The organism is Marinobacter oulmenensis (genome assembly GCF_014201735.1).
In the GTDB taxonomy this organism is placed as follows: domain Bacteria; phylum Pseudomonadota; class Gammaproteobacteria; order Pseudomonadales; family Oleiphilaceae; genus Marinobacter; species Marinobacter oulmenensis.
Map to the genome: position 1 here is coordinate 338344 of NZ_JACHFE010000002.1, position 23833 is coordinate 362176.

Annotated in this window: 19 protein-coding genes; 9 read left to right on the top strand and 10 right to left on the bottom strand. The window is 58.2% G+C overall.

Translation table 11 applies throughout. From position 1 onward, the window contains the following. Positions 1-47 precede the first annotated feature (47 nt). Positions 48-2234: a TonB-dependent receptor plug domain-containing protein gene (locus HNR38_RS04880; RefSeq protein ID WP_183700354.1), complete on the bottom strand. Its 2187-nt coding sequence runs from the start codon at positions 2232-2234 to the stop codon at positions 48-50. Positions 2235-2374: 140 nt separating this feature from the next. Here HNR38_RS04880 and HNR38_RS04885 point away from each other — a divergent pair, with 140 nt between their 5' ends. Beyond that, positions 2375-3028: a J domain-containing protein gene (locus tag HNR38_RS04885; protein WP_183700356.1), complete on the top strand. Its 654-nt coding sequence runs from the start codon at positions 2375-2377 to the stop codon at positions 3026-3028. On the opposite strand, the gene HNR38_RS04890 is transcribed toward HNR38_RS04885, so the two are convergent. The 7 genes from HNR38_RS04890 to HNR38_RS04920 all read right to left on the bottom strand — a co-directional run bounded on the left by HNR38_RS04890 (position 2984) and on the right by HNR38_RS04920 (position 9708). Beyond that, complete coding sequence (locus tag HNR38_RS04890) at positions 2984-4003, bottom strand: bile acid:sodium symporter family protein (RefSeq protein ID WP_183700358.1); 1020 nt, start codon at positions 4001-4003, stop codon at positions 2984-2986. The two genes, HNR38_RS04885 and HNR38_RS04890, sit on opposite strands and share 45 nt — an antisense overlap. Next, positions 4000-4680, bottom strand: coding sequence for a FadR/GntR family transcriptional regulator (locus HNR38_RS04895; protein ID WP_183700360.1), 681 nt, complete (start codon positions 4678-4680; stop codon positions 4000-4002). The genes HNR38_RS04890 and HNR38_RS04895 overlap by 4 nt, the downstream gene beginning before the upstream one ends. Positions 4681-4760: 80 nt before the next feature. Beyond that, positions 4761-5882: a sulfate/molybdate ABC transporter ATP-binding protein gene (locus HNR38_RS04900; protein ID WP_183700362.1), complete on the bottom strand. Its 1122-nt coding sequence runs from the start codon at positions 5880-5882 to the stop codon at positions 4761-4763. 1 nt (position 5883) lies between these two features. Next, positions 5884-6741: a sulfate ABC transporter permease subunit CysW gene (cysW, locus tag HNR38_RS04905; RefSeq protein WP_183700364.1), complete on the bottom strand. Its 858-nt coding sequence runs from the start codon at positions 6739-6741 to the stop codon at positions 5884-5886. Continuing rightward, positions 6741-7613, bottom strand: a complete 873-nt coding sequence (gene cysT, locus HNR38_RS04910; protein ID WP_183700366.1) for a sulfate/thiosulfate ABC transporter permease CysT — start codon at positions 7611-7613, stop codon at positions 6741-6743. The genes cysW and cysT overlap by 1 nt, the downstream gene beginning before the upstream one ends. Positions 7614-7625: 12 nt before the next feature. Beyond that, the gene (gene cysP / locus HNR38_RS04915) at positions 7626-8630 is read right to left on the bottom strand and encodes a thiosulfate ABC transporter substrate-binding protein CysP (protein WP_183700368.1); all 1005 of its coding nucleotides are present in this window, start codon (positions 8628-8630) and stop codon (positions 7626-7628) included. Positions 8631-8739: 109 nt separating this feature from the next. Then, the gene (locus HNR38_RS04920) at positions 8740-9708 is read right to left on the bottom strand and encodes a beta-ketoacyl-ACP synthase III (protein ID WP_183700370.1); all 969 of its coding nucleotides are present in this window, start codon (positions 9706-9708) and stop codon (positions 8740-8742) included. A 213-nt stretch (positions 9709-9921) separates the two neighbouring features. Here HNR38_RS04920 and HNR38_RS04925 point away from each other — a divergent pair, with 213 nt between their 5' ends. From HNR38_RS04925 to HNR38_RS04940, 4 genes are all read left to right on the top strand, one after another. Further along, positions 9922-11376: a TrkH family potassium uptake protein gene (locus tag HNR38_RS04925; protein WP_246362384.1), complete on the top strand. Its 1455-nt coding sequence runs from the start codon at positions 9922-9924 to the stop codon at positions 11374-11376. Between the two features lie 116 nt (positions 11377-11492). Further along, positions 11493-12389 (top strand): LysR family transcriptional regulator, encoded by an 897-nt coding sequence (locus HNR38_RS04930; protein WP_183700372.1) that lies wholly within the window; start codon positions 11493-11495, stop codon positions 12387-12389. A gap of 220 nt (positions 12390-12609) precedes the next feature. Continuing rightward, positions 12610-12969, top strand: coding sequence for a cyclophilin-like fold protein (locus tag HNR38_RS04935; RefSeq protein WP_221275670.1), 360 nt, complete (start codon positions 12610-12612; stop codon positions 12967-12969). 128 nt (positions 12970-13097) lie between these two features. Continuing rightward, a complete protein-coding gene (locus tag HNR38_RS04940; RefSeq protein ID WP_183700374.1) occupies positions 13098-13895 on the top strand; it encodes a carboxymuconolactone decarboxylase family protein in 798 nt (265 codons plus the stop codon). Positions 13896-13991: 96 nt separating this feature from the next. Here HNR38_RS04940 and HNR38_RS04945 read toward each other — a convergent pair whose 3' ends face one another. Further along, positions 13992-15209, bottom strand: a complete 1218-nt coding sequence (locus HNR38_RS04945) for an alcohol dehydrogenase catalytic domain-containing protein (RefSeq protein WP_183700376.1) — start codon at positions 15207-15209, stop codon at positions 13992-13994. Positions 15210-15222: 13 nt separating this feature from the next. After that, entirely contained in the window at positions 15223-15717 is a 495-nt protein-coding gene (locus tag HNR38_RS04950; protein ID WP_183700378.1) for a (R)-mandelonitrile lyase, read from the bottom strand. A gap of 309 nt (positions 15718-16026) precedes the next feature. Here HNR38_RS04950 and HNR38_RS04955 point away from each other — a divergent pair, with 309 nt between their 5' ends. From HNR38_RS04955 to HNR38_RS04970, 4 genes are all read left to right on the top strand, one after another. Beyond that, positions 16027-16980 (top strand): AraC family transcriptional regulator, encoded by a 954-nt coding sequence (locus HNR38_RS04955; protein WP_183700380.1) that lies wholly within the window; start codon positions 16027-16029, stop codon positions 16978-16980. Positions 16981-17092: 112 nt separating this feature from the next. Next, entirely contained in the window at positions 17093-20707 is a 3615-nt protein-coding gene (locus HNR38_RS04960; RefSeq protein WP_183700382.1) for a CHASE domain-containing protein, read from the top strand. Then, complete coding sequence (locus HNR38_RS04965; protein ID WP_183700384.1) at positions 20697-21602, top strand: GGDEF domain-containing protein; 906 nt, start codon at positions 20697-20699, stop codon at positions 21600-21602. The genes HNR38_RS04960 and HNR38_RS04965 overlap by 11 nt, the downstream gene beginning before the upstream one ends. Beyond that, positions 21583-23805 (top strand): EAL domain-containing protein, encoded by a 2223-nt coding sequence (locus HNR38_RS04970; RefSeq protein WP_183700386.1) that lies wholly within the window; start codon positions 21583-21585, stop codon positions 23803-23805. The genes HNR38_RS04965 and HNR38_RS04970 overlap by 20 nt, the downstream gene beginning before the upstream one ends. Positions 23806-23833 lie beyond the last annotated feature (28 nt).

Sequence of the window (23833 nt, forward strand, 5' to 3'; positions counted from 1 at the left end):
ACCTTCCTGGTCTTACGCTCCGTTTGAGGCAGTGGCTGGCCTGGATGTCAAAACCGCAGTGCCGCTTCCATAAAGAACTGGTTGTGGTGATCAATGTTGTCATCACGGCCCAGTTCCGGATTCCTGTTGAGATAGTGCTGCAGGGTGAACGCCAGTTCCGCGCTGTAACTGGGCCCGAAAAACTGCTTGCTGATGCGGGCGTCTATCCGTTCGAACTGCTCATCCAGCCTCATGAACTGGTCGGCCCAGTAAAAAGCCGAAGAAACCGTGACATCCCAGGGCAGTTGCCGGATCACCGCCAGGCTGCCGGAGTGGGTCACTGACATTCGCTCCAGCAAGTCCGCCCGTTCTCTTTGCGCCCCGGTGTCCACATTGCCGTTTTCATCAAGTATTGGCGCACCGGTATACCATGTGTCCTGATCAAGATAAGCATAGCTGGCCCGCAAGGTCGTTGCCGGGTACTCCAGCGCCGCTTCAAGCTCGAAACCCTGTTGATCAGCCGCCAGATTGTTATCCAGGGTCCAGTTCTGAAGCTGGATAACACCGCCGATCATGTCCCTCAATTCATCCCGGAAACCCCGGACCTCCAGATGAAGCAGCGCATCGGAGATCTGGAATTGGCCAAAGTAGCTGATCTCATAGGAGCGGATGTTTTCCTCGTCCAGATCTTCTCCCAGGGTGGTCTGGGAGAGGTCCGGGTTAATATCCGCCATGGTTACCCGGTATCCCTCCAGTGTTGAATGAACATCCGGAGTGACGTTACGCAGTGTATAGCCGTAATCCGGGTCCTGTTCAAACGGGTCCGGTGTCCGGACGGCTTCGGAATAGACAAAGCGGACAGCCTGGCGGTCGTTAATGATGAAATTGCTGGCAACCCGCGGGGAGAAATAGCTCTCACCGGTGGTGCTGGAGCGTTCCCAGTTGCCTCCGGCGTTGAACGTGAGCCAGTTAACCGGGCTGTATTCCAGATTGCCGAAATACCGTGACTGGTAGTTGTCGACCCGGCCATTGAAATAGGTTTCCGAGCGCAGGGTATCCTTCCTGAAACCGGCGCCAGACACCAGTTTCAGGTCTTCGCTGAGCACCAGCGTGTCCTGAACTTCAAGTTCCAGGCGAGTGTCTTCATAGTCACCATTGAGATCCGTGTAGATCGCAGGTTGATCGTCCAGTGGGTCGGCGCTGATAAAACACCCGGCGCCCGGATCGAAAAGCGCGTCACCTGCTTTCAGGCAGTTGGCAGCCGAATTGCCCGCCGCAATCCGGTACTGCTGCTCGCGCCTGAAGTTCTCAACCGCGACCTGAACGTGAAAGAAGTGGTCTGGTGACAAATGGTAGTTCAGTCGGCTTTGGAGATAGTAGTCCCGCAGTTCGAGGTCTGGATGCTCAACAGGCCACAATTCACCATTTTTATCCCCGTCCTGACGGTTGGTGCCGTCCACCAGTCCGGCACGGAGCTCCAGGTTGGCCTCGGTACCGAGGTCGGTTCTTGAGTCCCAGGTAAAGAAGTTCAGGTTATGGCCATCACGGAACTCCGTCCCGTCCCGCTTGGTGTCGAAACCATCAAACCGGCGGTTTTCCATGGTCACGCGCCAGTCCAGCGTGTCTCCGGAATTGCCCACGGCGCCAAAGGTACGCTGATAGCCCCGGGATCCCCGGCTGACATAGACTTCACCACCGTCGGTATCGGCGGGATCCCGGGTAATGATGTTGATGGTTCCGAGAAACGCATTGATGCCATAAGCGGCGGAATTGGGGCCGCGGGCGACTTCAATCCGCTCAATCATCTCCAGAGGGACCGGCATGCTCTCCCAGTCCATGTCCGAAAGCGTGGCACGGTGTGCGGTACGGCCGTCCACCAGAACCTGCATGCGCCGCTGTTCGTAATGACTGGTGCCGTGATAGGTCACCACCGGCTGGTGGCTGCCGACGAAATTGACGGTCATGCCCGGTACCAGTCGGAAAACCTCGTACAGGTTCTTGATGCCCAGATCCCGGATCATGCTGCCATCAATCACCGTGGTGCTGCCGGGCACGCGGGTTTTCGGCTGTCTCAGGCGGGTGGTGGTCAGAACCTCCGGCACCGGTTCATCGAAACCGACGATACTGGCGTCAAATTCGGGAGCATCGATTTCGGCCGTTGCAGGGCTGGAAGTGACGGATGCTAGAGCCCCGGCAATCAGAACAGGCAGCAGTCGGGAAGCCGGTTGGTCTTTAGGGCGAGGCTGTGTTGTCATGGATGTAATTCGTATTGATCGTGTCTGTCGTTTTATACTTTAACGGCAGTGCGTTGCTGACTTTACCGGTCATCCTAAGTGACACGGAGTTATTTGTCTCCACAAACGATACATATTTACTGAGCTGGAGTTGCCGTTTTATGACCTGCTGGGACATTCTGGGCATTGAACCCACCAATGACCGGGATCGGATTCGTCAGGCCTATGAAGGCCAGATGAAGTTTGCCTCTGAAGAAGAGGCAAGGGATCTTGAACGGGCGTACCGGGAAGCCACTGGAGAAGTCCCGGCGACGTCGGTGCAGGAAACGCAGGCCTCCGGACCCGAATCCCAAGGGCAGGCCGTCCGCCAGGAGGAGCTGGACGCTCAGGACGCCCAGGTGGTCCGCGAAGTGGTGATACAGGTGAAGGCCCTGTTGAATGACAGCCAGCGCCAGAAGGATGTCGGCATCTGGAAGGCCATTCTCTGTGAACCGCCGGCTGACCATATGCCAATCCGCCGGGAAATTGCCCGGCAGTTGGAACCCCAGTTGCGCCCCATGGCAGAGAACGGCGGTTTCCCGCAACCGGTGGCTCATTTCCTGGGCGACTGGTTTGAGTGGCTCAGTGTCCGGGATGCCAACCCGGAGCCGGATCCGAGAAACCTGCCTGAACAGGACATGGCCGACGAGTACCACTCATCAGATGCAGAGCAGGACCAGCCGCCCCAGATGGTGAACTTCTGGCCGGCCGTCATTGGCTGGATCGTCGGTCTAGTTATCCTGGCCAGTTTTTTTGGCGGCATGGGCGGTGGCTGACGCCTCCTCTATACGCACCTTGTATCTCCGGGCCAGCATGGCCCCGACGATGACCTGAATCTGGTTGTAGCACATGATCGGTAACACGATCATGCCAAAGCCCGGATGCCCGGAGAAAAGCACCTTCGCCATTGGAAGCCCGGACGCCAGACTCTTTTTGGAACCGCAGAACACCACAGCCGCTTCGTCTTCCAGGCTGAACCCCAGTTTTCTGACCATTAGCCGGGCTGCAATCATGAACAGGGCCAGCAAGCCGAAGCAGAGCACGATGGCCAGCGCAATGGCCTGGACCGGGAGGTTCTGCCACAGTCCGCTGACCACCGAGTGGGAGAAGGCAGAATAGACGATGATCCAGATAACGCTCTGGTCATAACGCGCCATGAACGCCTCATTACGTGCCAGAAGCCCACCCAGCCACGGCCGCAGGGCGTGCCCGGCCGCAAAAGGAAGCAGCAACTGCAACACGATGTCCTTCAGGGCCTGGGCCACCTGAAAATCCCCCGAGCCCGAGGTGGAAACCAGAGCCAGCAGCAGAAAGGGCGTCAGCATCATGCCAAAAACGTTGGACGCGGCCGCACTGCAGATAGCCGCAGGCACGTTGCCCCGGGCCATGGCGGTATAGGCGATGGATGACGAAACCGCCGACGGCAGCACCCCCAGATACAGAAACCCCAGTCCCAGGTCCTTGGGCATCCAGTCGGGGGCCAGCCCGCTCAGCGCGTTAATGGGCAGGACTGCCAGAGGGAAAAAGACAAACGTCAACAGCGTGATCAGAATGTGCAGCCGCCAGTGTGTGGCGCCGTCAATGATCTGCTGCCGGGACAGCGCTGCCCCATGGAAGAAAAACAGCAGAGCGACGGCAACCGTGCCTGCAACACCAAGCCATTGTGCCGCCTGACCTGTGACCGGCAGGAACGAGGCCAGCACAATGGCCCCGAGCAGCAGCAGGGTAAAGGTGTCAATCCGGAACTTCATAGCGCCTCAGTCCCTTTGAGGGATGCCAGACTGGGGGAGAGCAGGGCGCGGGAAAGGGTCTGAGCCTTGTCGGCATCACGGCGGCGGATGGCTGCCAGAAGCAGTTCATGGTCTTCCTGGCTGGGTTCGGGCAGATCTGTTTCCCTTTCGGTGCTTTCTATGGTCTCGCTGACCCCATGTGCGAAGTAGTCGTACAACTCGATAAGGGCGCTGTTATGAGAGGCCCGGACCAGCGCATGGTGGAAGGTTTCGTCATGCCGGATACGGTCGTTGATGTCACTGCCGGCGGCCGAACGGGCATCCAGCGCCGACGTCATGGCTTTCAGGTCCTGATCGGTTCGGCGCGTCGCGGCCAGCCTGGCCGCTTCCGTCTCGAGCATGATGCGCACTTCAATCTGTTCCGCCAGACGGCTGCGGGCGATGCGCCGGAGGGTTTCGCCGGCATCCCGGCTGGCCCGGACATAGGTGCCATCGCCCTGGCGGGTTTCCAGCATGCCCACATGGACCAGCACACGTACCGCCTCACGGATGGTATTGCGGCTGATTCCAAGGGCTTCCGAGAGTTCTGCCTCAACCGGCAGGCGAGTGCCAATCGGCCATTCACCGCTTTCTATGGTTTGCCGGAGGCTTTCAATAGCGGTCTCTACCAGAGATCCCCTGCGAATGGGTGTCAGCATAACCTATGATCCTTTGTTACGATTAACCAATCATCCTATGAATATGGCCAGAAAGCAACCAGGCCCCGGAGGGCGTCGCTCTACTGGTTGCTGGCTGAAATGCCTGAGGGATATTGCCAGTTCACGCTACGGGGATGGTTGGCGCCGGCCAGGAACAGGTGGCCAACGTCGGGAATGGCGTACCAGCGCTCACCCCGGGCGGGGTTCTGCCGGGCGAATTCACTGTGGCTCATGCCCACCTCCCAGATCTCGTTGCTCTGCCAGCCTTCCGGCGTCAGCTCAATACGAACTTCTGACCCGATCAGGCTGATCGACTCGATGCGCAACGGCAGTTTTGCGTGGGAAGCCGGTGAACGATCCAGCTGAACCTCGTGGGGACGCAGATAAAGCTGGGCTTCGCCTTCCGCCTGAATGCCGGGCAGGGAGACCCAGGCATCGGCCTGGGACAGTTTCTGACCACGCACAGCCCCGGACAGGGTGTTTACCTGGCCCAGGAAGTCGAACACGAAGCGGCTTTCCGGTCGGGCATACAGGCTGGCAGGCTCGTTGACCTGTTCAACCTGGCCCTGACTCATGACCACCACCTGATCCGAGAGTTCAAGGGCCTCTTCCTGATCATGGGTAACGAACACGCTGGTGAAATGGAATTCGTCATGCAGAGCCCGCAGCCAGCGGCGCAGATCCTTGCGAACCTTGGCGTCCAGGGCGCCGAAAGGCTCATCCAGCAGGAGAATCCGGGGCCGGGTGGCCAGGGCGCGAGCCAGAGCCACACGCTGTTTCTGGCCGCCGGAGAGCTGGGTCGGGTAACGTTTGGCCACATCCGGCAACTGGATCATGTCGAGCAGTTCGTCCACGCGGCGCTGGATTTCGGTTTTTGACGGGCGCTGTTTCCGCGGCAGGGATTCCAGGCCGAATGCGATGTTCTCGGCGACAGTCAGGTGCTTGAACAGGGCGTAATGCTGGAACACGAACCCGATATTGCGATCACGCACGTGCAACTGGCTGACGTCCTCGTCACCAAACAGGATACGGCCGCCGTCTGAGGATTCGAGACCGGCGATGATCCTCAGCAGGGTTGTTTTGCCAGAGCCGGAAGGCCCGAGCAATGCCGTCAGTTTGCCCTCCGGAATATCCAGGCTGACCTCATCGAGGGCCTGGAATCCGTCAAAATTCTTGCTGATCTGGTCGATGGTGATGCTCATGTCAGACACCTCCTTTTTCGGGCGCCGGATGTTCGGGTCTTGACTGGCGCCACTCCACGAAGGCTTTGGCAACCAGAGTCAGAATGGCGATTGCGGCCAGCAGTGAGGCGCTGGCAAAGGCGCCAACAATGTTGTAATCCTGATAAAGCAGTTCAACATGCAGCGGTAAGGTATTGGTTTGTCCGCGAATATTTCCTGAAACCACAGATACCGCGCCAAACTCACCCACCGCTCTGGCGTTGGTCAGGACCACGCCGTAAATCAGGGCCCACTTGATGTTGGGCAGGGTAATCCGGCGGAAGATGCGCCAGCCGGATGCGCCCAGAACCACGCCTGCTTCTTCCTCTTCGGTACCCTGCTGCTGCATCAGGGGGATCAGCTCCCGGGCGACAAACGGACAGGTCACGAAGACCGTGACCATGACAATGCCGGGCCAGGAGAACATCAGTTGTATATCGTATTCCGTCAGCCAACTGCCGACCCAGCCATTGCGGCCATAAAGCAGCAGGTACAGCAGGCCCGCGACCACGGGTGATACGGCAAACGGAATATCGATCAGGGTGATCAGCAGCTTGCGCCCGGGGAAGCGGAATCGGGTTACCAACCAGGCCAGGGAGGTGCCAAACACCAGATTCAGGGGTACCGTCAGGGCCGCCACAAACAGCGTCAGGCCAATGGCGTGGAGCGTGTATTCATTCCCGATGTTCTCGGCAAAGGTCGCCCATCCCGAGCTGAGCGCCTGGGCGAAGATCACCACAAGCGGAATGACCAGCATGAGCATGGTCAGGATCAGTGCGCTGGCGATCAGAGTCCGGCGGATCCACGGTGTGTCGCCCACGCGGTGCTGTTGCGAAGCCATCAGTGTCCCTCCAGCCGACGCAGATACCGGCCCTGCCAGAGGTTAATGGAAAACAGCAGTACCAGGGAGACCAGCAGCACCAGGGAGGCAATGGCACTGGCGGCCGCGTAATCGTATTCCTGCAGTCGCATGAAGATCATCAGGCTGGTGACTTCGCTGACGTAGGGCGTGTTACCGGCAATGAAAATAATAGCCCCGAACTCCCCGAGACTGCGGGTAAAGGACAGGGCAACCCCCGTAACCATGGCCGGCCAGAGCGACGGAAAGATGACCTTCCGGAACACCCGGCCGTCAGTGGCGCCCAGGCTGACTGCAGCTTCCTCATCCGCCGGCGACAGCTCCTCCAGCACAGGCTGAACGGTGCGCACCACGAACGGGATGCTGGTGAACGCCATGGCAATCACGATACCAACGGGGGTAAACGCGACTTCAATGCCAACGGCCGACAGCAACTGGCCATACCAGCCACTTTCGCTAAACAGGGTGACCAGTGTGATGCCGGCAACCGCTGTGGGCAGCGCGAAGGGGAGATCGACCACCGCGTCGACCAGCCGCTTGCCGGGGAAGTCGTAACGTACCAGCACCCAGGCCAGCAGCAGGCCGAACAGGCCGTTGAAAATGGACGCGGCAAACGCCGTCAACAGTGTAACCTTGTAGGATTCAACCACCCGCGGGTCGGTGACCGTGAACCAGAACTGGTCCCAGCTCATGCCCGAGGTTTCCAGCACCAGGCCGGTCAGGGGCAGCAGCAGAACCAGGCTCACAAAAAACAGCGAAATGCCGAGGCTCAGACCGAACCCCGGCAGCACGCGTTTGCTACGACCGGCGAAACGCCGCCCGGAGGCGGCGCTGACGTTGGCGGTGGTGGACATGCTGGCCTCGTTTTACCGCCGACGCTGGAGCTGGTCGAGTTTGCCGCCACTGGCGAAGTGGGTTTCCATGGCGTTTTCCCAGCCACCGGCGATTTCGTCGATGGTCTTGAGCTGCAGGGCCGGGAAGCGGTCGGCGTTTTCCTCTTTGACCACGTCGTTATGAACCCGGTAGTTGAACCCGGCCAGCAGACGCTGCGCTTCCTCGGAGTACAGGTACTCCAGGTATTCTTTGGCCAGTTCCTGGGTGCCATTCTGTTCCACGTAGTCATCAATCCAGGTGACCGGGAACTCAGCCAGGAAGCTGACTTTCGGAGTCACTGGCTGGTATTCACCATTATCAAACCGGTCAGCGATGTTCAGCACTTCCGATTCGAAGGTCAGCAGGACGTCGCCAATGCCACGCTCAACAAAGGTGGTGGTGGCACCACGGCCGCCGCTGTCGAAAACTTTCACCCGGCTGAGCAGGTCAGACATGAACTGGTCAATCTTTTCCTGATCATCGCCGTAGGTTTCCTGAGCATAGCCCAGTGCCGCCAGGTAGGTGTAGCGGGCGTTGCCGGAGGTTTTCGGGTTGGGCATGACCAGATCAACGTCCTCGCGGACAAGGTCATCCCAGTTCTGGATGTTTTTCGGGTTGCCCTCACGCACCAGGAAGGCCATGGTCGAGTAGTAAGGAGAGCTGTTGTTGGGCAGGCGATCCGCCCAGTTTTCCGGAATCAGGCCGCCACGGTCATGCAGGATATTGATGTCAGTGACCTGGTTGAAGGTGGCCACGTCGGCTTTCAGCCCCTGGATGATGGCCTGTGCCTGCTTGGAGGAACCGGCATGAGACTGTTTGATTTCGACGGTTTCGCCGGTTTTTTCCTGCCAGTGTTCCTTGAATACCTCGTTATAGGAGGCGAAAAGTTCACGGGCGATATCGTAAGAGGTGTTGAGCAGCTCACGGTCGGCGGACAGGGCCGGCTGGGCAGAGAGCAGGGCGGCGCCAACCGCGATGCCTTTGAACAGATGTTTCATGGAGAGCTCCTCAGAATCGGTGATGTTGATCTGAGGAGCAATCTAACAAAAGCGAATAAGAACGAAAAATATTAAAAGAAAATATTATTAATTCTTTCGGTCATATGCCTCAGTAACGGAGCAGGGCAGAACCCCAGGTAAAGCCGCCGCCAAACGCCTCCAGCAACACAACCTGGCCACGCTGTATCCGGCCATCCCGCACCGCCTCATCGAGCGCCAGGGGAATGGAGGCCGCCGAGGTGTTGCCATGGCGGTTGACCGTCACCACCACCTGATCCATGTTCATATTAAGCTTGCGGGCCGTCGCGGCGATGATGCGCAGATTGGCTTGGTGCGGCACCAGCCAGTCGATGTCCGATTTGTTCATCTGGTTGGCATCGAGCGTTTCATCGACGATTCGTCCCAGTGTGTTCACTGCGACTTTGAACACTTCATTGCCTTTCATCTCCACAAAGGCTTGGCCGGCTTTCACGGCATCAAAGTCATTGGCGACGCCGCAGGGAACATGCAGCAGTTTTTCGTAGCGGCCGTCGGCGTGAAGGTGGGTGGAGAGGATGCCGGTTTCCTCGCTGGCCTCCAGAACAACGGCGCCGGCGCCATCGCCGAACAGCACGCAGGTGGCGCGGTCTTCCCAGTTGAGGATGCGCGAGAACACTTCGGCACCAATCACCAGCGCTTTTTTACTGCTGCCGGTCTTGATGAATTTGTCGGCCGTGGCGAGCGCATACACAAAGCCGGAGCACACCGCCTGAATATCGAAGGCCGGACAATCATTGATGCCAAGGCGGGCCTGGAGCAGGCAGGCACTGCTGGGAAACACCTTGTCCGGCGTGGTAGTGGCAAAAACGATCAGGTCAATCTCGGAGGCATCAATGCCGGCGGCCTCAATGGCCCGGAGCGAGGCCTGCTCCGCCAGGTCCACGGTACTCTGGCCGGGAGGCGCGATGTGACGTTGCTCGATGCCGGTTCGCTCGCGAATCCACTGGTCCGAAGTATCGACGCGCTGTTCCAGATCCTTGTTGGTTACTATGTTGTCCGGCAGGTAGGAGCCGGTTCCGGCAATGCGTGCAAATGTCATTGGGGTTATCCAGAGTCATAAATAGGCTGACGAAACCCCGATGCTAACCCGATAGATCGTCGTTTGGTAATTAGCGGATTGTCATAGGCCGGGGGCGAACAGCGCTGTTAAAAACGTGGCGAATGTGTTCTCCTTGTACTCCTTCCGCCGGCTGGCCGCCACTCGGGTGGGGCGGGTCCGGTTTTATCTGGGTCTTACTGGCTTTCCCCGAAGATGCCGCTACTGAATCTGTTGCCTGTTGTTCAGATCCTGGGTTTTCTGCTGATCCTGCTCAGTTTTCTGATGACGCTACCGGTCAATCTGCTGATGTTCAGCAATGCACCGGACTGGCGCGCGTTTGTCACGTCCGCCGGGGTATGCCTGGTGGTCGGGCTGCTGGGTTTCTTCAGCACCGGTCGCAAGCGCCATAAACTGCAGCAGCGGCAGATGTTCATACTGACGGTCTCGGCCTGGATCGTCATCCCGCTGTTCTCCAGCCTCCCGCTGCTGCTGAGCGATATGAGGCTCAGCGTGACCGACGCCTTCTTTGAAAGCATATCCGGCGTTACCACCACCGGCTCCACCATCCTCACGGGGCTCGACACCATGCCCGGAGACATACTGCTATGGCGGTCGATCATGCAGTGGGTGGGAGGCATCGGAATCATCGGCATGGCAGTCGCCATCCTGCCATTCCTGCGGATTGGGGGCATGCGGCTGTTTGCCACCGAATCCTCCGAATGGACCGAGAAGGCCGTCCCGAGAACCAATCTCCTGGCCCGCGGGCTGGTGCTCAGCTACCTTGCCATCACGGGCGCCTGCATACTGGTGTACTGGCTACTGGGGATGGACTTCTTCAACGCCATCAATCACGCCTTTACCACGGTCTCAACCGGAGGCTATTCCACCTCGGACCTATCCATGGGGCAGTTCCACAGCCTGGCCATGCTGTTTGCGTCCTCCGTTTTCATGATGCTGGGTGGCGTTCCGTTCTTTCTGTTTGTCCGTTTGCTGAATGGCCAGGCAAAGCCATTGCTGCGAGACAGTCAGGTTCGTTTTTTTATCGGTTTCCTACTGGTGGTGGCGACCGTGATCGGGCTCTATCAGGTCATGGAAAACGGTACAGCACCTGCCGATGCGTTGGTCAGTGCGCTGTTCAATGTGACCTCGGTCGTCACCACTACCGGCTACGCATCCGAGGATTACACGCTCTGGGGGCCCCTGGCCGTGGTCCTGTTTTTCTTTCTCACCTTTGTGGGTGGTTGCTCCGGCTCCACCAGCGGGGGCATGAAAATGTTCCGCTTCCAGCTGTCCATGCTGCTGCTCAAGGAGCAGGTGATTCGGCTGCTTCATCCGAATGCCGTCATTGCCAGGCGTTACAACGGTCGCATCATCAGTGATGAAATCGTGGCTTCCAGCGTGGCCTTCTCGTTCATATTTCTGGCGACACTGGCGGTTGTCTCGGCGGTACTGTCACTGATGGGGCTGGATCTGGTCACCAGCCTGACCGGTGCCGCCACTGCGCTGGCCAATGTTGGCCCGGGCCTTGGTGACGCCATTGGTCCGGCGGGTAACTTCCAGACACTGCCTGACGGTGCCAAGTGGGTGCTCATGGTGGCCATGCTGCTGGGGCGGCTCGAATTGCTCAGTGTGTTCGTGATGTTTTCTCCGTATTTCTGGCGTAACTGACCGGGGCAGGGCCGGCCGGGGTGATTGCTCCAATGAATCCGGTGCATGAATAACTCCGTGAAAACCGGTAATCATCGCTCTACACTGGCGCAACATACCCGGGAGGGCGCAGTGTTATGCGTGAAGAACTGAACGATCTGGCCGTGTTCATGATCGTCGCGGAGGAAAGCAGCTTTACCAGAGCGTCGGTTCGCCTTGGTCTGTCCCAGTCAGCGGTCAGCCATACCGTGCGTCGGCTTGAGGCCTCCATCGGCCTGAAACTTCTGAACCGGACATCCCGCCGGGTTTCAACCACCGATGCCGGCGAGAAGTTGCTGGATACGCTCAGGCCCAGCTTTAACCAGATCAACTCCCGCATTGAGGAAATCCGGATGCTGGGGGATGCGCCGCGGGGGCTGGTGAGATTAACTGCGAGCCGGGTTGCGGCCCGTACTGTACTGTGGCCGAAGATTTCCCGGATTGTTCAGGACTACCCGGAAGTGCAGATTGAACTGAGCCTGGAGAGCCGGCTGTCTGACCTGGCGGAGGACCGCTTTGATGCCGGGGTCCGGTTGCGGGAATTCGTCAGTCCCGACATGATCGCCATCCCCATCGGGCCACCTATGCGCATGGCCGCCGTGGCCTCGCCCGAGTATTGCCGGAAACACGGCGTGCCGGAGCATCCGACCGACCTGGACAACCATGACTGCCTGACGCTGCGGTTCAGCCCGCATTCTTCAGCCTATGACTGGGAGTTTGAGCAGAACGGCGAGACCATCGTCAAGAAAGTGTCCGGGCCGCTGATTTTCAGTGAAAGCGATCTGTGCGTGCAGGCGGCCAAGGAAGGGCTGGGCATTTCCTTTGTCATGGAAGCCGAGGTTATCGAGGACATACAGGACGGAACGCTGCGCCGGGTGCTGAGCGACTGGTGCCCGACCTTTGATGGCTTCCAGTTGTGCTATTCCGGCCGGCGACAGCCCAGTTCGGCGTTCCGTCTGGTCATTGACCGGCTGCGCTACCGAGAACAACCATGAACTGGCTGCATAGCTGCTAGTATTCCGGCGGCCTGTTTCGAAGTCGACGCCCTCCCTAGAATGGTTTCCTGTTAATCGTTCCAAGCCCCGGAGGTATTACATGAGATCTCCCAGAATCATTGCCAGGATGGTTTCAGCGTGCCTGATGCTTGCGGGTCATTCGGCTGTGGTGACCGCCGCAGCACCGGGAACAGAATCCGCGCCCAGCCAGGAAGCTGCCATGAACACAACCGACATCGTAATGGAAATCGGAGACCACACAGTCACCGCCAGGCTGGAAGATTCCTCGGCCGCCCGGGATTTTCTGGCGCAACTGCCGCTGACCATGGAATTCGAGGATTACCACGGCATTGAGAAGATCAGCTACCCGCCTGAGAAACTTGCCACCGACGATGCACCAGCCGGGTTTGATCCCCAAAAGGGCAGCTTCACCTATTTTGCGCCCTGGGGAAATCTGGCGATTTTCTACCGGGACTTCGGTTATTCCCGTTCCCTCGTCAATCTTGGGATGGTGACGTCCGGCCTGGAGCACCTGTCGCAAGCAGGCTCATTTACCGCGACCATTCGACTGGCGAAATAGAGCAGGGCCAATGCCATTGGCCCAAGAATGAATCTGCTGCATAGGTCCATCCCATCTACCCCTGTTATAGATAGGGGGTGTGGATGTTAAAACAGACAGACACTCACTACAGTACGAAAGGACATCCCATGAAAACACTCGCCAGAACCGTGTTGCCCCTCGCACTCTGTGTGTCCGGAACCGTTTTCGCACAGGGATCGTCAACCGCGCCATCCCTGCAACTGCCGGGCAGTGCGCCCACCATGAGTCAGCTCAGTGCGGTGTCGCCGGCCCTGGCCGATTACACCGAAAATCTGCTGCTGGACGAAGTGTGGGACAGGGAAGGGCTCTCAGCCCGTGATCGCAGTGTGGTCACGGTCGCTGCGCTTATTTCACGCAACCAGCAGGTGGAGATGCCGTACCACATCCGTTTTGCCCTGGATAATGGCGTAACTCCGGCGGAGCTGTCCGAGATCGTTACCCACCTGGCGTTTTATTCCGGGTGGCCCAATGCCATGTCAGCAGTAGCCGTCGCCAGCGACGTCTTCGAGGAGCGCGGTATTACCCGGGATCAACTGCCGGAGATCTCCCCTGAACTGCTGCCGCTGGATAAAGAGGCCGAAGCCAAGCGCCAGGCTTTTGTTGACGACAAGTTCGGTGAAGTATCCCCGGGGGTTGTTCACTACACCACCGAAGCCCTGTTCCTGGACCTCTGGCTACGGCCAGGTCTGGAGCCCCGTGACCGCAGCCTGGTCACGGTCAGTGCGCTGATCGCTGCCGGCAAGGTAGAGCAGGTGCCCTTTCACCTGAACAAGGCCATGGATAACGGGCTGAGCCGTGAGCAGGCTCAGGAAGTTCTGACTCACCTGGCATTCTATGCCGGCTGGCCAAACGTGTTCTCCGCAATGCCGGTAGTCAAGGACGTCTTTGCCCAGCGCGAGGAGTGAGCCTTCAGCTCGAAGACTGAAGGCCAAAAAGCAAAACCAAAAAAAGGCCGGTGCTCATATGAGTACCGGCCTTTTTTAAAGGGTTTTCTGAAAGAATCAGATGGTAGCGCTGTCAATCACATAGCGGTAACGGGCCTTTTTATTGACCACATCTTCCCATGCCTGATTGATCTGATCGGCGCTGATGATCTGGATCTGTGGATGGATTCTGTTGTCGGCGCAGTAGTTCACCACTTCCTGGGTTTCTTTAATGCCACCAATCAGTGAAGCGTTGAAATTAACCCGATTGGCAGACAGCCCCAGGGCATTCAGTGTCAGCTCGAATTTCTCCGGCATGCCCACCTGAGTGAAAGTGCCATAGGGTTTGACCACCGAACTGTAAGCCGCCACGTCGTACTGCACGGGGATCGTGCTGATCATGTAGTCCAGCGTGCCGGCATAGTCCCGGAGTTTGCTCAGATCATCCACGACTACGGCTTCCGTGGCACCAAACCCGAGGATATCGTCCACTTTGTCCGGGGTTGTGGTAAAGGCGTATACCTCGGCCCCTTTGGACAGGGCCAGCTTGATGGCCATGTGGCCCAGGCCACCGATACCGGCCACGCCAACCTTGTCGCCTTTTTTCAGATCAAACTTCATCAGAGGCGAATAGGTGGTGATGCCAGCGCAGAGCAGGGGCGCGGCTTTCTGGAAGCTGATGTGCTCGGGAATGTGCACCACAAAGTGAGAATTGACCACAATATTGCTGGAATAGCCGCCCTGGCTGATGCCGGTCGGTGAGGATTCCTGCGGGTACCCGTAGGTAAACACCGTGTCGGGGCAGTACTGCTCTTCGTCATTCTTGTAGCTTTCGCACTCGGGATTGCTGTCCACCATGCAGCCAACACCGGCACGGTCGCCCACCTTGAAGTTGGTGACGTTCTTGCCGACCGCGCTGACAATCCCAACGATCTCATGGCCGGGAACCTGAGGATATTGTTGGGCTCCCCAGTGGCCTTTCATCTGGTGAATGTCGGAGTGGCAGATGCTGGCGTATTTGATATCAATGAGCACGTCATCGTCGCCCACCGGTCGGCGCTCAAACTCCCAGGGCTTGAGTTTGCCGGAGGTGTCGACGGCAGCCCAGCCTTTTGATTTGATGTTCATACTGGCTCCCTGGCCGGACTCGGTCGCGGCCATCAAAGGTGAAGCGCCGGAGAAAAATGCTCCGGCACCGAGCATGGCCGCTGAGCCATACATGAAATCCCGTCGCGACAGGGATTTGGGTTCCTTGCCCGGTTCCACACCGGGCCTGTTCTGGTTTTCGTCCGTCATGGTCTTAGTTCCGTTATTCCGTGGCCGAAGCGTATTCTTCGGCGGTCAGCTTGTCTTTCCAGATCACGTTTTCACCGTCTTTGGCGGCGGTGACCACAAAGTGGGTAACAGCCTCATCCGGTGTGGCGCCGTGCCAGTGGTCCAGCTCGGGCGGGCACCAGACCGCTTCGCCTTCGAGAAACTCGACAACCTTGCCGTCCCGTGTGCCGGTCAGCGCTGTACCGTCCGTCACAATCATGTGCTGTCCCGCAGGGTGAGAGTGCCACGCGGTGTGGGCGCCGGGCTGGAAGGTTACATAGGCACCGGAGTAGTGGGCCACGTCGTTGGACGGGAAGACAATGTCCACCTGAACGTCACCGGTGAACAGATCCGCAGGGCCGGCAAAGGAATCCAGAGAGCCTTCCGGGTAATGCACCTGGCCGGTGGCGTCGGAGTCGGCGATGGCGCTGCCGGCTGTCAGGGTTGCCAGTGAAAACAGGGTGGTTTTCAGAATCGACGTTTTCGGCATGGTGTTCCTCCTGTGCAGTTAAATAGTTGAAGTCTCAACACGTCTCATCACAGCAGTTGCACCGCTGATCACCTATCAAGATTCTTTCGGTTTATTGCCTTATCCTCCGTCGTGAAGACCAAAGGGGTGAAATCCCGGAGGCTCTGGATTTAATATTGACGCTGATGCTGTCAGGACATGTAGGTGACTAACGGCGAGATCAGCGTTGCCTGATTCTCGCTCTAATGATTTCGTTGCGGTGTCCGGCACCGCGCCGGACAATGTTCAGTCAAGCGGTTTCACGAGTAATGAATCCAGAGGTGAAAGGTCATGGCCAGTAATGGGACGAGCGGAAATACAGGACAGACGGCAGCCGGACCCGACGAACGGAGTGGGGCATCGGGGCTTGCCGCACGTATTGACCGGCTGACGCAACCGGAGACCCGTGTCGACACCCCGATCCGGGGTCTGAGCCTTCACCGCTGGGAACGCCCGACGGAGCCCACCAGCTATATGCTGGCGCCGAGCATTTGCCTGATCGGGCAGGGGCAGAAGCGGATATTTCTGGGCGAGGAAATGTATGTCTACGATGCCGATCACTTCCTGATCACATCGGTGGATCTGCCGGTGGTCAGTCAGATTGTTGAAGCCTCTCCGGATGAACCCTACGTCGGGCTGACCATGGAAATGGATCTTCGCCTGATTGCCCAACTGATGCTGGAGCATCCCTCTCCCGATCAAAGCCGGTGCCCTGACAAACTCGGCATTGCCGTCAGCCGTATCAGCATGCCCCTGCAGGATGCGTTCAGCCGGTTGCTGGCGCTGCTGGAGAACCCGGAGGACATTCCCGCGCTGGCGCCGCTGATCAAACAGGAAATTTTCTATCGCCTGCTGCAGAGTGATCAGGGCGCCCGACTTCGGCAGATTACCTCCATTGGCAATCACAGTTATCAGGTTGCCCGGTCCATCGACTGGCTCAAGGAGAATTTCAGCAAGCCGGTCAAGGTTGAAGACCTGGCACGGAGAGCCGGCATGAGCGTGTCGGCTTTCCATAACCATTTCCGGTCCATGACGGCCATGAGCCCGCTGCAGTTCCAGAAAAAGATCCGCCTGAGTGAGGCCCGTCGGCTGATGCTGGCCGACCATCTGGACGCGTCCCGTGCAGCCTTTGAAGTGGGCTATGAAAGTCCTTCCCAGTTCAGCCGCGAATACAGCCGCCTGTTTGGAATGCCGCCGGTCAGGGATATCAAACGGCTGGTCCAGGACGCGTCGGGCGCCGCCTGAAGCAGCTTCCGGCACATTCTGAAAAACGTTTGTAAAAACACCTATTGGGGATTGGTGGCGCGCGGTTTTTGGTATAGCTTTACCCTAGATCACAATAACAAGAGTAGAGCGCGTGCCAAGATCCCCGAGTCCGTCCGCTGATAGCCTGCACAGCCGCCTTTCCATCGTTCACTGGGTCATCGTAAGCCTGTCACTGGTGCTCACCCTGGGCGCCTGGTACATCGCCTCTTCTTTCGCCGAGCAGAAGGCACAGGAACAGTTCGAGCATGAAGTGGAGAGGCTCAACGAGCTGGTCCGGGACCGGATGAATAACTATATCTTCGCCCTGATTTCAGGTGTCGGCGCCATAAAATCGAATGGCGGTGACATGACGCGTCCGCAATGGCGAATTTTCAGCGAGTCGCTGGCCATGCCTGAGCGTCTGCCCGGCATCAATGGCATCGGAGTGATCTATCGGGTGCCACCATCCCGAATCCCTGAATTCCTTATGGAGCAACGGGCCATCTATCCCGAGTTCCGGATTCACCCCCAACATGAGCGCAATGATTTCTGGCCCATCACCTACATTGAGCCGGAGAACTCCAATCAGGCGGCCATTGGCCTGGATATGGCTCACGAAACCAATCGCTACACGGCGGCGGTCCGGGCCATGGAGACTGGACAGTCACAGATTACCGGCCCGATCATCCTGGTCCAGGATTCCAACCGCACTCCCGGCTTTCTGATGTACCAGCCGTTCTACGAGACGGCGGAGCCGCCCCGTACCCCGGAAGAACGGGAGTCGTCGTTTATCGGGCTGGTCTATGCGCCTTTCATCATGTCGAAGCTGATGGAAGGGACACTGGCCAGCGTCAACCGCCTGGTCCGGCTTAGGGTCACCGACCAGGGCCAGCCTCTTTACGACGAATTGAGCGATGCCAACACCCAGGGCTATACGCCGGACTTTGAAACCCGCTACAGCCTGGACCTGTTCGGGCGCCAGTGGGACTTCCAGGTTCAGACCACGGAACGTTTCGGTGCGTTTAATAACAGCCTTCAGCCCAACATTATCCTAATCGGCGGCCTGATCATCGATGCGCTGATCATTGCCGTATTTTTCCTGCTGACACGCTCCAAGGCCCGGGCGGAGCGTCTTGCACAAAGCCGCACACAGGACCTCAGGGAGAACCTGGAATTCATTGAAAACCTGACCAACAACCTGCCATTCGTTATCTCGGTCTGGGATGCCGACTTCAATAACCGTTTCATGAACAATCAGGTCGGGGAGTGGTTCGCCCTGACACCGGAGGAAGCCTTTGGCAGGCCCGCCCGGGATATATTTCCAGATGACGATGATCAGTCCCTGTTGAGCTTGATGCAGGCAGCACGTGACGGGCAGACCGTGCGGGAGGAGCGGGTTCTGGTCAGCCCGGAGAAAGGCGAGAGGAGCGTCTCGATGGCCTTTGTGCCCATTCGGGTTTCCGGCGGTCCGGGCGTACTTCTGATCCTGACCGATACGACCGAGACCCGGGATCGGGAGCGGCAACTGGCCCGGCTCAACGATTACCTGCAGGAAGCAACACGGGAAGCGCAGGTGGCCGCAGAGGCTAAGGTCCAGTTCCTGGCCAATATGAGCCATGAGATCCGTACCCCAATGAATGCCGTGATCGGCATGCTGGTGCTGTTGAAGGACACCCCGCTGGACGACCACGCCAAACGCATGGCCGACAAGGCCTACAATGCGGCCGAAGGGTTATTGCAGTTGCTCAACAACATCCTGGACATCTCAAGGCTGGAAACGGGCCGCACCGAACTGAATCCGACAGAATTCGCCACTCAGGAACTGCTCACCCGGTCTGTAGACCTGTTTGCACCTGCCTGCGCCACAAAGCAGATCGCTCTGGAGGTGTCGGTATCTGCGGATGTGCCCATGGCCGTGGAAGCCGATCTCCTGCGGATTTGCCAGGTCCTGACCAACCTCACCGGCAACGCGGTCAAGTTCACGGAAAAGGGCCGTGTGCTGGTCTCCCTGGCAGTCAAGCAGGGTGTCGCCAATCAGGCCTGGCTGATGCTCACGGTGGAGGATACCGGCATCGGGATTCCGGAAGCGAAGCTCGATCACGTCTTCGAAACCTTCAACCAGGGGGATGGTTCCACAACCCGCAAATACGGTGGGAGCGGTCTGGGCCTGTCCATCTGCCGAAAGCTGGTGGAGCTGATGGGCGGGCAACTGGCGGTTGAAAGCCGGGAAGCCAGGGGGTCTCGGTTCAGTGCAAGCCTGCCGGTCACAGTGACCGACTCCCGGACGATTGGCACGGTCGCACACTGGCCTGCTGCAACCGTGATCTGTATCGAGGGCGGGCTGAGGGAAAACGTCCTTGAGCCGCTTCAATCGGCCTGGAATCTCCAGATTGAGCAGTCTGCGGGCTGCAGGGACGCCATCCGTCAGTTCCTGGACAGAGCACAGAACGATCCAGACTGTTGGTTAATCGCCGATCTGCACCAATGTGGTGATGCCGATGAGGTTGGCGAATTGGCGGCAAGGGTTCTGTCCCTGCCGCCGGAAACCCGTAACCGGATTATTCATATCGATAGCACTGGCTACCGGCCAGTGGCCGGAACTGAACTCCAGGCCCTCGCCGGGCAGGTTGTTCAGCCCCCGGTTGACGCTTTCAAACTGCTCGACGCCATGCAGCCATACTCAGAGCCGGCAGAAGCTGTTGACCAGGCCACTGTGAATGAGCCGGACGCATTGTTTACCGGGGTCAGAGCTCTGGTCGTGGACGACGTGGAACTGAACGGTGAAGTGGCCGAACTTTACTTCTCCATGTTCGGTGTGGAGTGTGGGACGGCTCAGACCGGCGCGGCCGCTGTCGCGTACGTGAAGGCGCAAGCCCCGGATCTCATCCTGATGGATCTTCATCTCGAGGGTGAAACCGGCCATGATATAACGCGGGAGATTCGGGCACTGGAGCTTTCAAAACAGCCAGTTATCGTAGGTTTCTCAGCCTCTATAACAACAGAGGACAGGGAAGGAGCCATGGCCGCCGGCATGGAAGACTATATTACCAAGCCGTTGTTGCCTGAAGCGCTTGAGCGTGTACTCAGCCGTTTCTTCACTGTTAGCGACCAGCCGGCCCGGAATGCGCCCCTCGCAAAATCCACGAACGATCTTTCAACCTGCCTGCCGTTCATGGATTTTTCCTCCCGGTCAGCGATACACCTTCTGGACGAGCGCCAGCGGATTCGCGTTCTCGGCCTGTATGCAGAGAACACGGAATCAACGTGCCAGGTTCTGGAGCAGGCATACCGCGATTCGGACCTGCAACAGGTCCGCATGGCGGCACACCGACTCAAGGGCGGCGCGTGGAACAGCGGCGATTCCGTCGTCGGCGAACTGGCCGCGCGTATTGAAGGAAGTGCTACTCTGGAAGAGGTGGCGGATGACCTTGGCGAGTTACTGGCCACGGCAAGGGCCCATGCCACAGACATCCGACAGACTCTGGCCAGCGTACCAGAGGAGGAGGAAACCCCGCTGGCCGCTGAAGAGATGGAGCAATTGCTTTCAGACGTGTGCGCCCGTCTAGAGAGCAACCGCTTTGTGAACGCGGAGCAGGTTTCCCATGTGGAGAGTTATCTGCGCCGCACCGACGGCGATGTAGCCGCCGTGAATTTCAGGTCTGCCATGGATCGGTTTGACTTCAAACGATCGGCAGAGATTCTAAGGGAAGCCCATCATGCCGGATAGTAAGATCAACCAGGCGACGATCATGCTCGTTGAGGATGAGCCCACATCCATCGCCTTGCTTGCTGAAATTCTTCATGATCACTTTGAGCTGGTCGTCGCCCGCTGTCTGGAAGAAGCCATGGCTCAATTTTCACCACAAGTGGATATTGTTGTCCTGGACCTGAATCTGCCGGATGGCAGCGGTATCGAATTTGTACAGTGGCTACAGGACGAGCAGGCGATTGAACAGCCCCCGGTGGTTGTGGTGTCTGCCCAGGCGAATAATGACAGCGTCGTGTCGGCATTCGAACACGGTGCCATGGATTATGTGGTCAAACCCATCCATCCGGTGATTCTGCTGTCAAAGCTCAAAACCATGCTCGATCTCAAGTACAAAACCGAATTGCTGAAGTCCCAGGCGATCATTGACGGCCTGACGGGCATTGCCAACCGAGCGCATTTTGAACAGCAGTTCGAGCAGGAGTTCCGACGGGCCTGCCGTATGTCCCATCCCCTGGGGCTGGCACTGATTGACCTCGATAACTTCAAGACCATCAATGACAGCGGTGGCCACCTGAAGGGGGATCGTTGCCTCAAGGCACTGGCTGACTGTCTGAAGGAATGTTTCTGCCGGGCCGGGGACTCCATTTACCGGATTGGTGGTGATGAATTTGCGGTGCTGTTAGCTGGCGCCCGGCTTGAACAGACTGTCCGGGCCGCCAGCCGCTTTTACCGGATGCTCGGGCAGAGGGCAGGAGCCGCTCCAGGCGAGCCGGCTTTTACTGTCTCAATTGGCTGTGCCAGCCTGGTCCCACAAGTTGATCAACCTCGTGATGCGCTGTTCAAAATGGCCGATGAGGCGCTTTATGAAGCCAAAGAGGTCGGGGGGAGGAACTGTGTCAGACCTGAACTATGACAAGGCTCAGGGCGGAAGTCTTCCGACCTCCCTCCGACCCAGGGTCATGATTGTTGATGATGAGCCCTCCAACATCCGCATTCTGGCTGACGCCCTGCAGCTGGATTACGAACTGATCATTGCCAACAATTCCTTCGAGGCGCTGCGCATATTGCAGAACGGCGACGTGCCACATCTCATCCTGCTCGACATCATGATGCCGGGCATGGACGGATACAGCCTGTGCCGGAAAATCAAGAGTTCGCCGGGGCTGCGCAACGTTCCGGTGATATTCCTGACCGCCCTCACCGATACGGAATCCGAAGAAAAGGGCTTTGATGCCGGCGCCGTCGACTACATTGGCAAACCCATACGGCTGTCGACCGTGCGCGCCCGTGTGCGAACCCATATTTCGCTCCGGGGCATGCTTGATCACCTGTTCGAGCTTAACCAGGAGTTGTGTGAACGTATCCGTGAGACGGTGAAACTCAACGGCGATCTCCATGAGCGCGACCAGCGTCTTGGAGAGGCCAATGCGGACCGGAACCTGTTTGAAAGCGTCTTTACCGCGACCTCCGAAGGTATCTGTGTGCTGAACGCGGCCGGTGAAGTGCTTACTGTTAACCCGTCGTTCGAGCGGATAACAGGCTTCGCCCATTCCGACGTTGTCGGTCGGTGCCACACCGTGCTGGACGTGTTCGGCCTGGATAACACAATGAAAGAGGCCATCTGGCAAGCGGTCCAGACATCCGGCCACTGGACCGGTGAGATCTATAACCGGCGGAAGTCCGGCGAAGTCTACCCGGAGCTCAGAACCATCCGTTGTGTGCGCGCAGATAGTGAATCGCCGCCCTATTACGTCACCATTTTTACCGATATCTCCAATATCAAGGAGACAGAGCAAAGGCTGGAAGAGCTCACCTGGCGCGACCCCATCACCGGCCTGCCCAACCGGGCCCTGTTCCTGGATCAGTTGGGTGCGGTTCTGAAGTACTGTCACAGCAGCCGGATTACCTCTGCTGCCATTGTGCTCGACATGAAGGGGTTTCGCTCCATTAATGACAGCTATGGCTACAAGGTGGGTGACATGACCATCCGTGAAATCGCCAGGCGCCTGGAAGATACCGTGGGCGAGGATGACACAGTCGCCAGACTCGGCGGGGACGAGTTTGCCATATTGCTGGCACCCACTCGCTGGGATGCCCGGGAGGCCTACGCCCAGGCACAGATCCTGGCGGAACGGGTGCTCTGCGCGTTCAGCACACCGCTGGACTTGCCGGATTCCGGCCGACTGCCGCTGGATATGACGCTGGGCGTTGTGCTGTTGCCCAGCGATCAGTCTGTTACGGCATCGCAGGTGCTACAGCAGGCCGAAACCGCCCATCACATCGGCAAACGCAGCAACCAGCCAATCACCTTCTTCAGTGATTCGATGAGCGAACGGGCGGCAACCCACGTCAAACGTGTCTCGGAACTTGTGGAAGGGCTGGAGAGGGGAGAACTGATCCTTTTCGGCCAACCCCAGTATGCACCGAACAAGACTCTGTGCGGGCTGGAAATTCTTGCACGCTGGCAGCATCCGGAGGAGGGCATTCTGGGCCCGGCTGCGTTCATTCCGGTTGCCGAAGAGTCCGGTCTGATCGTTCGTGTTGAGCGCGCCATTATCGAAAAAACGCTGGAATATCTGCCGGCTTTTCGCAAACGGCATCCCCATGTCCGCCTATCCGTCAATATTTCAGCCAAGCACTTTGCCGAGCCGGACTTCGTGCAGGTTTTGCTGGAAATGATCAACCAGTCGGAATGCGAGGCCAGCGACCTGATCCTGGAACTGACCGAAAGCGCCATGGTACACGACATCGGATTGGTAGCGGAAAAGATGAACAGCCTCCGGTCTGCCGGCTGTGAGTTTTCACTGGACGATTTCGGTACCGGTTATTCGTCGTTGTCCTATCTCCGTCAATTGCCGTTCTCGGAGATCAAGATCGACCGCAGCTTTGTGATGGATGCGCCGGAGGGTGGCACATCAGCTGACATCGTGGAAATGATCGTAAAACTCGGTGAAACCCTGAAAACCCGTGTGGTGGCGGAAGGCGTTGAGAACCGGGAACACGTCCGTTTTTTTGATGACCGTTATCCCAATGTGAATCTGCAGGGTTACTATTTCGCAAAGCCGGAGCCAGTGGGGCACTGGCTCTCGGAGCCTTCAGGATTCAGTCTAGCCTGATCAGGCTGCTAACCTTGAAGCGCTGTGT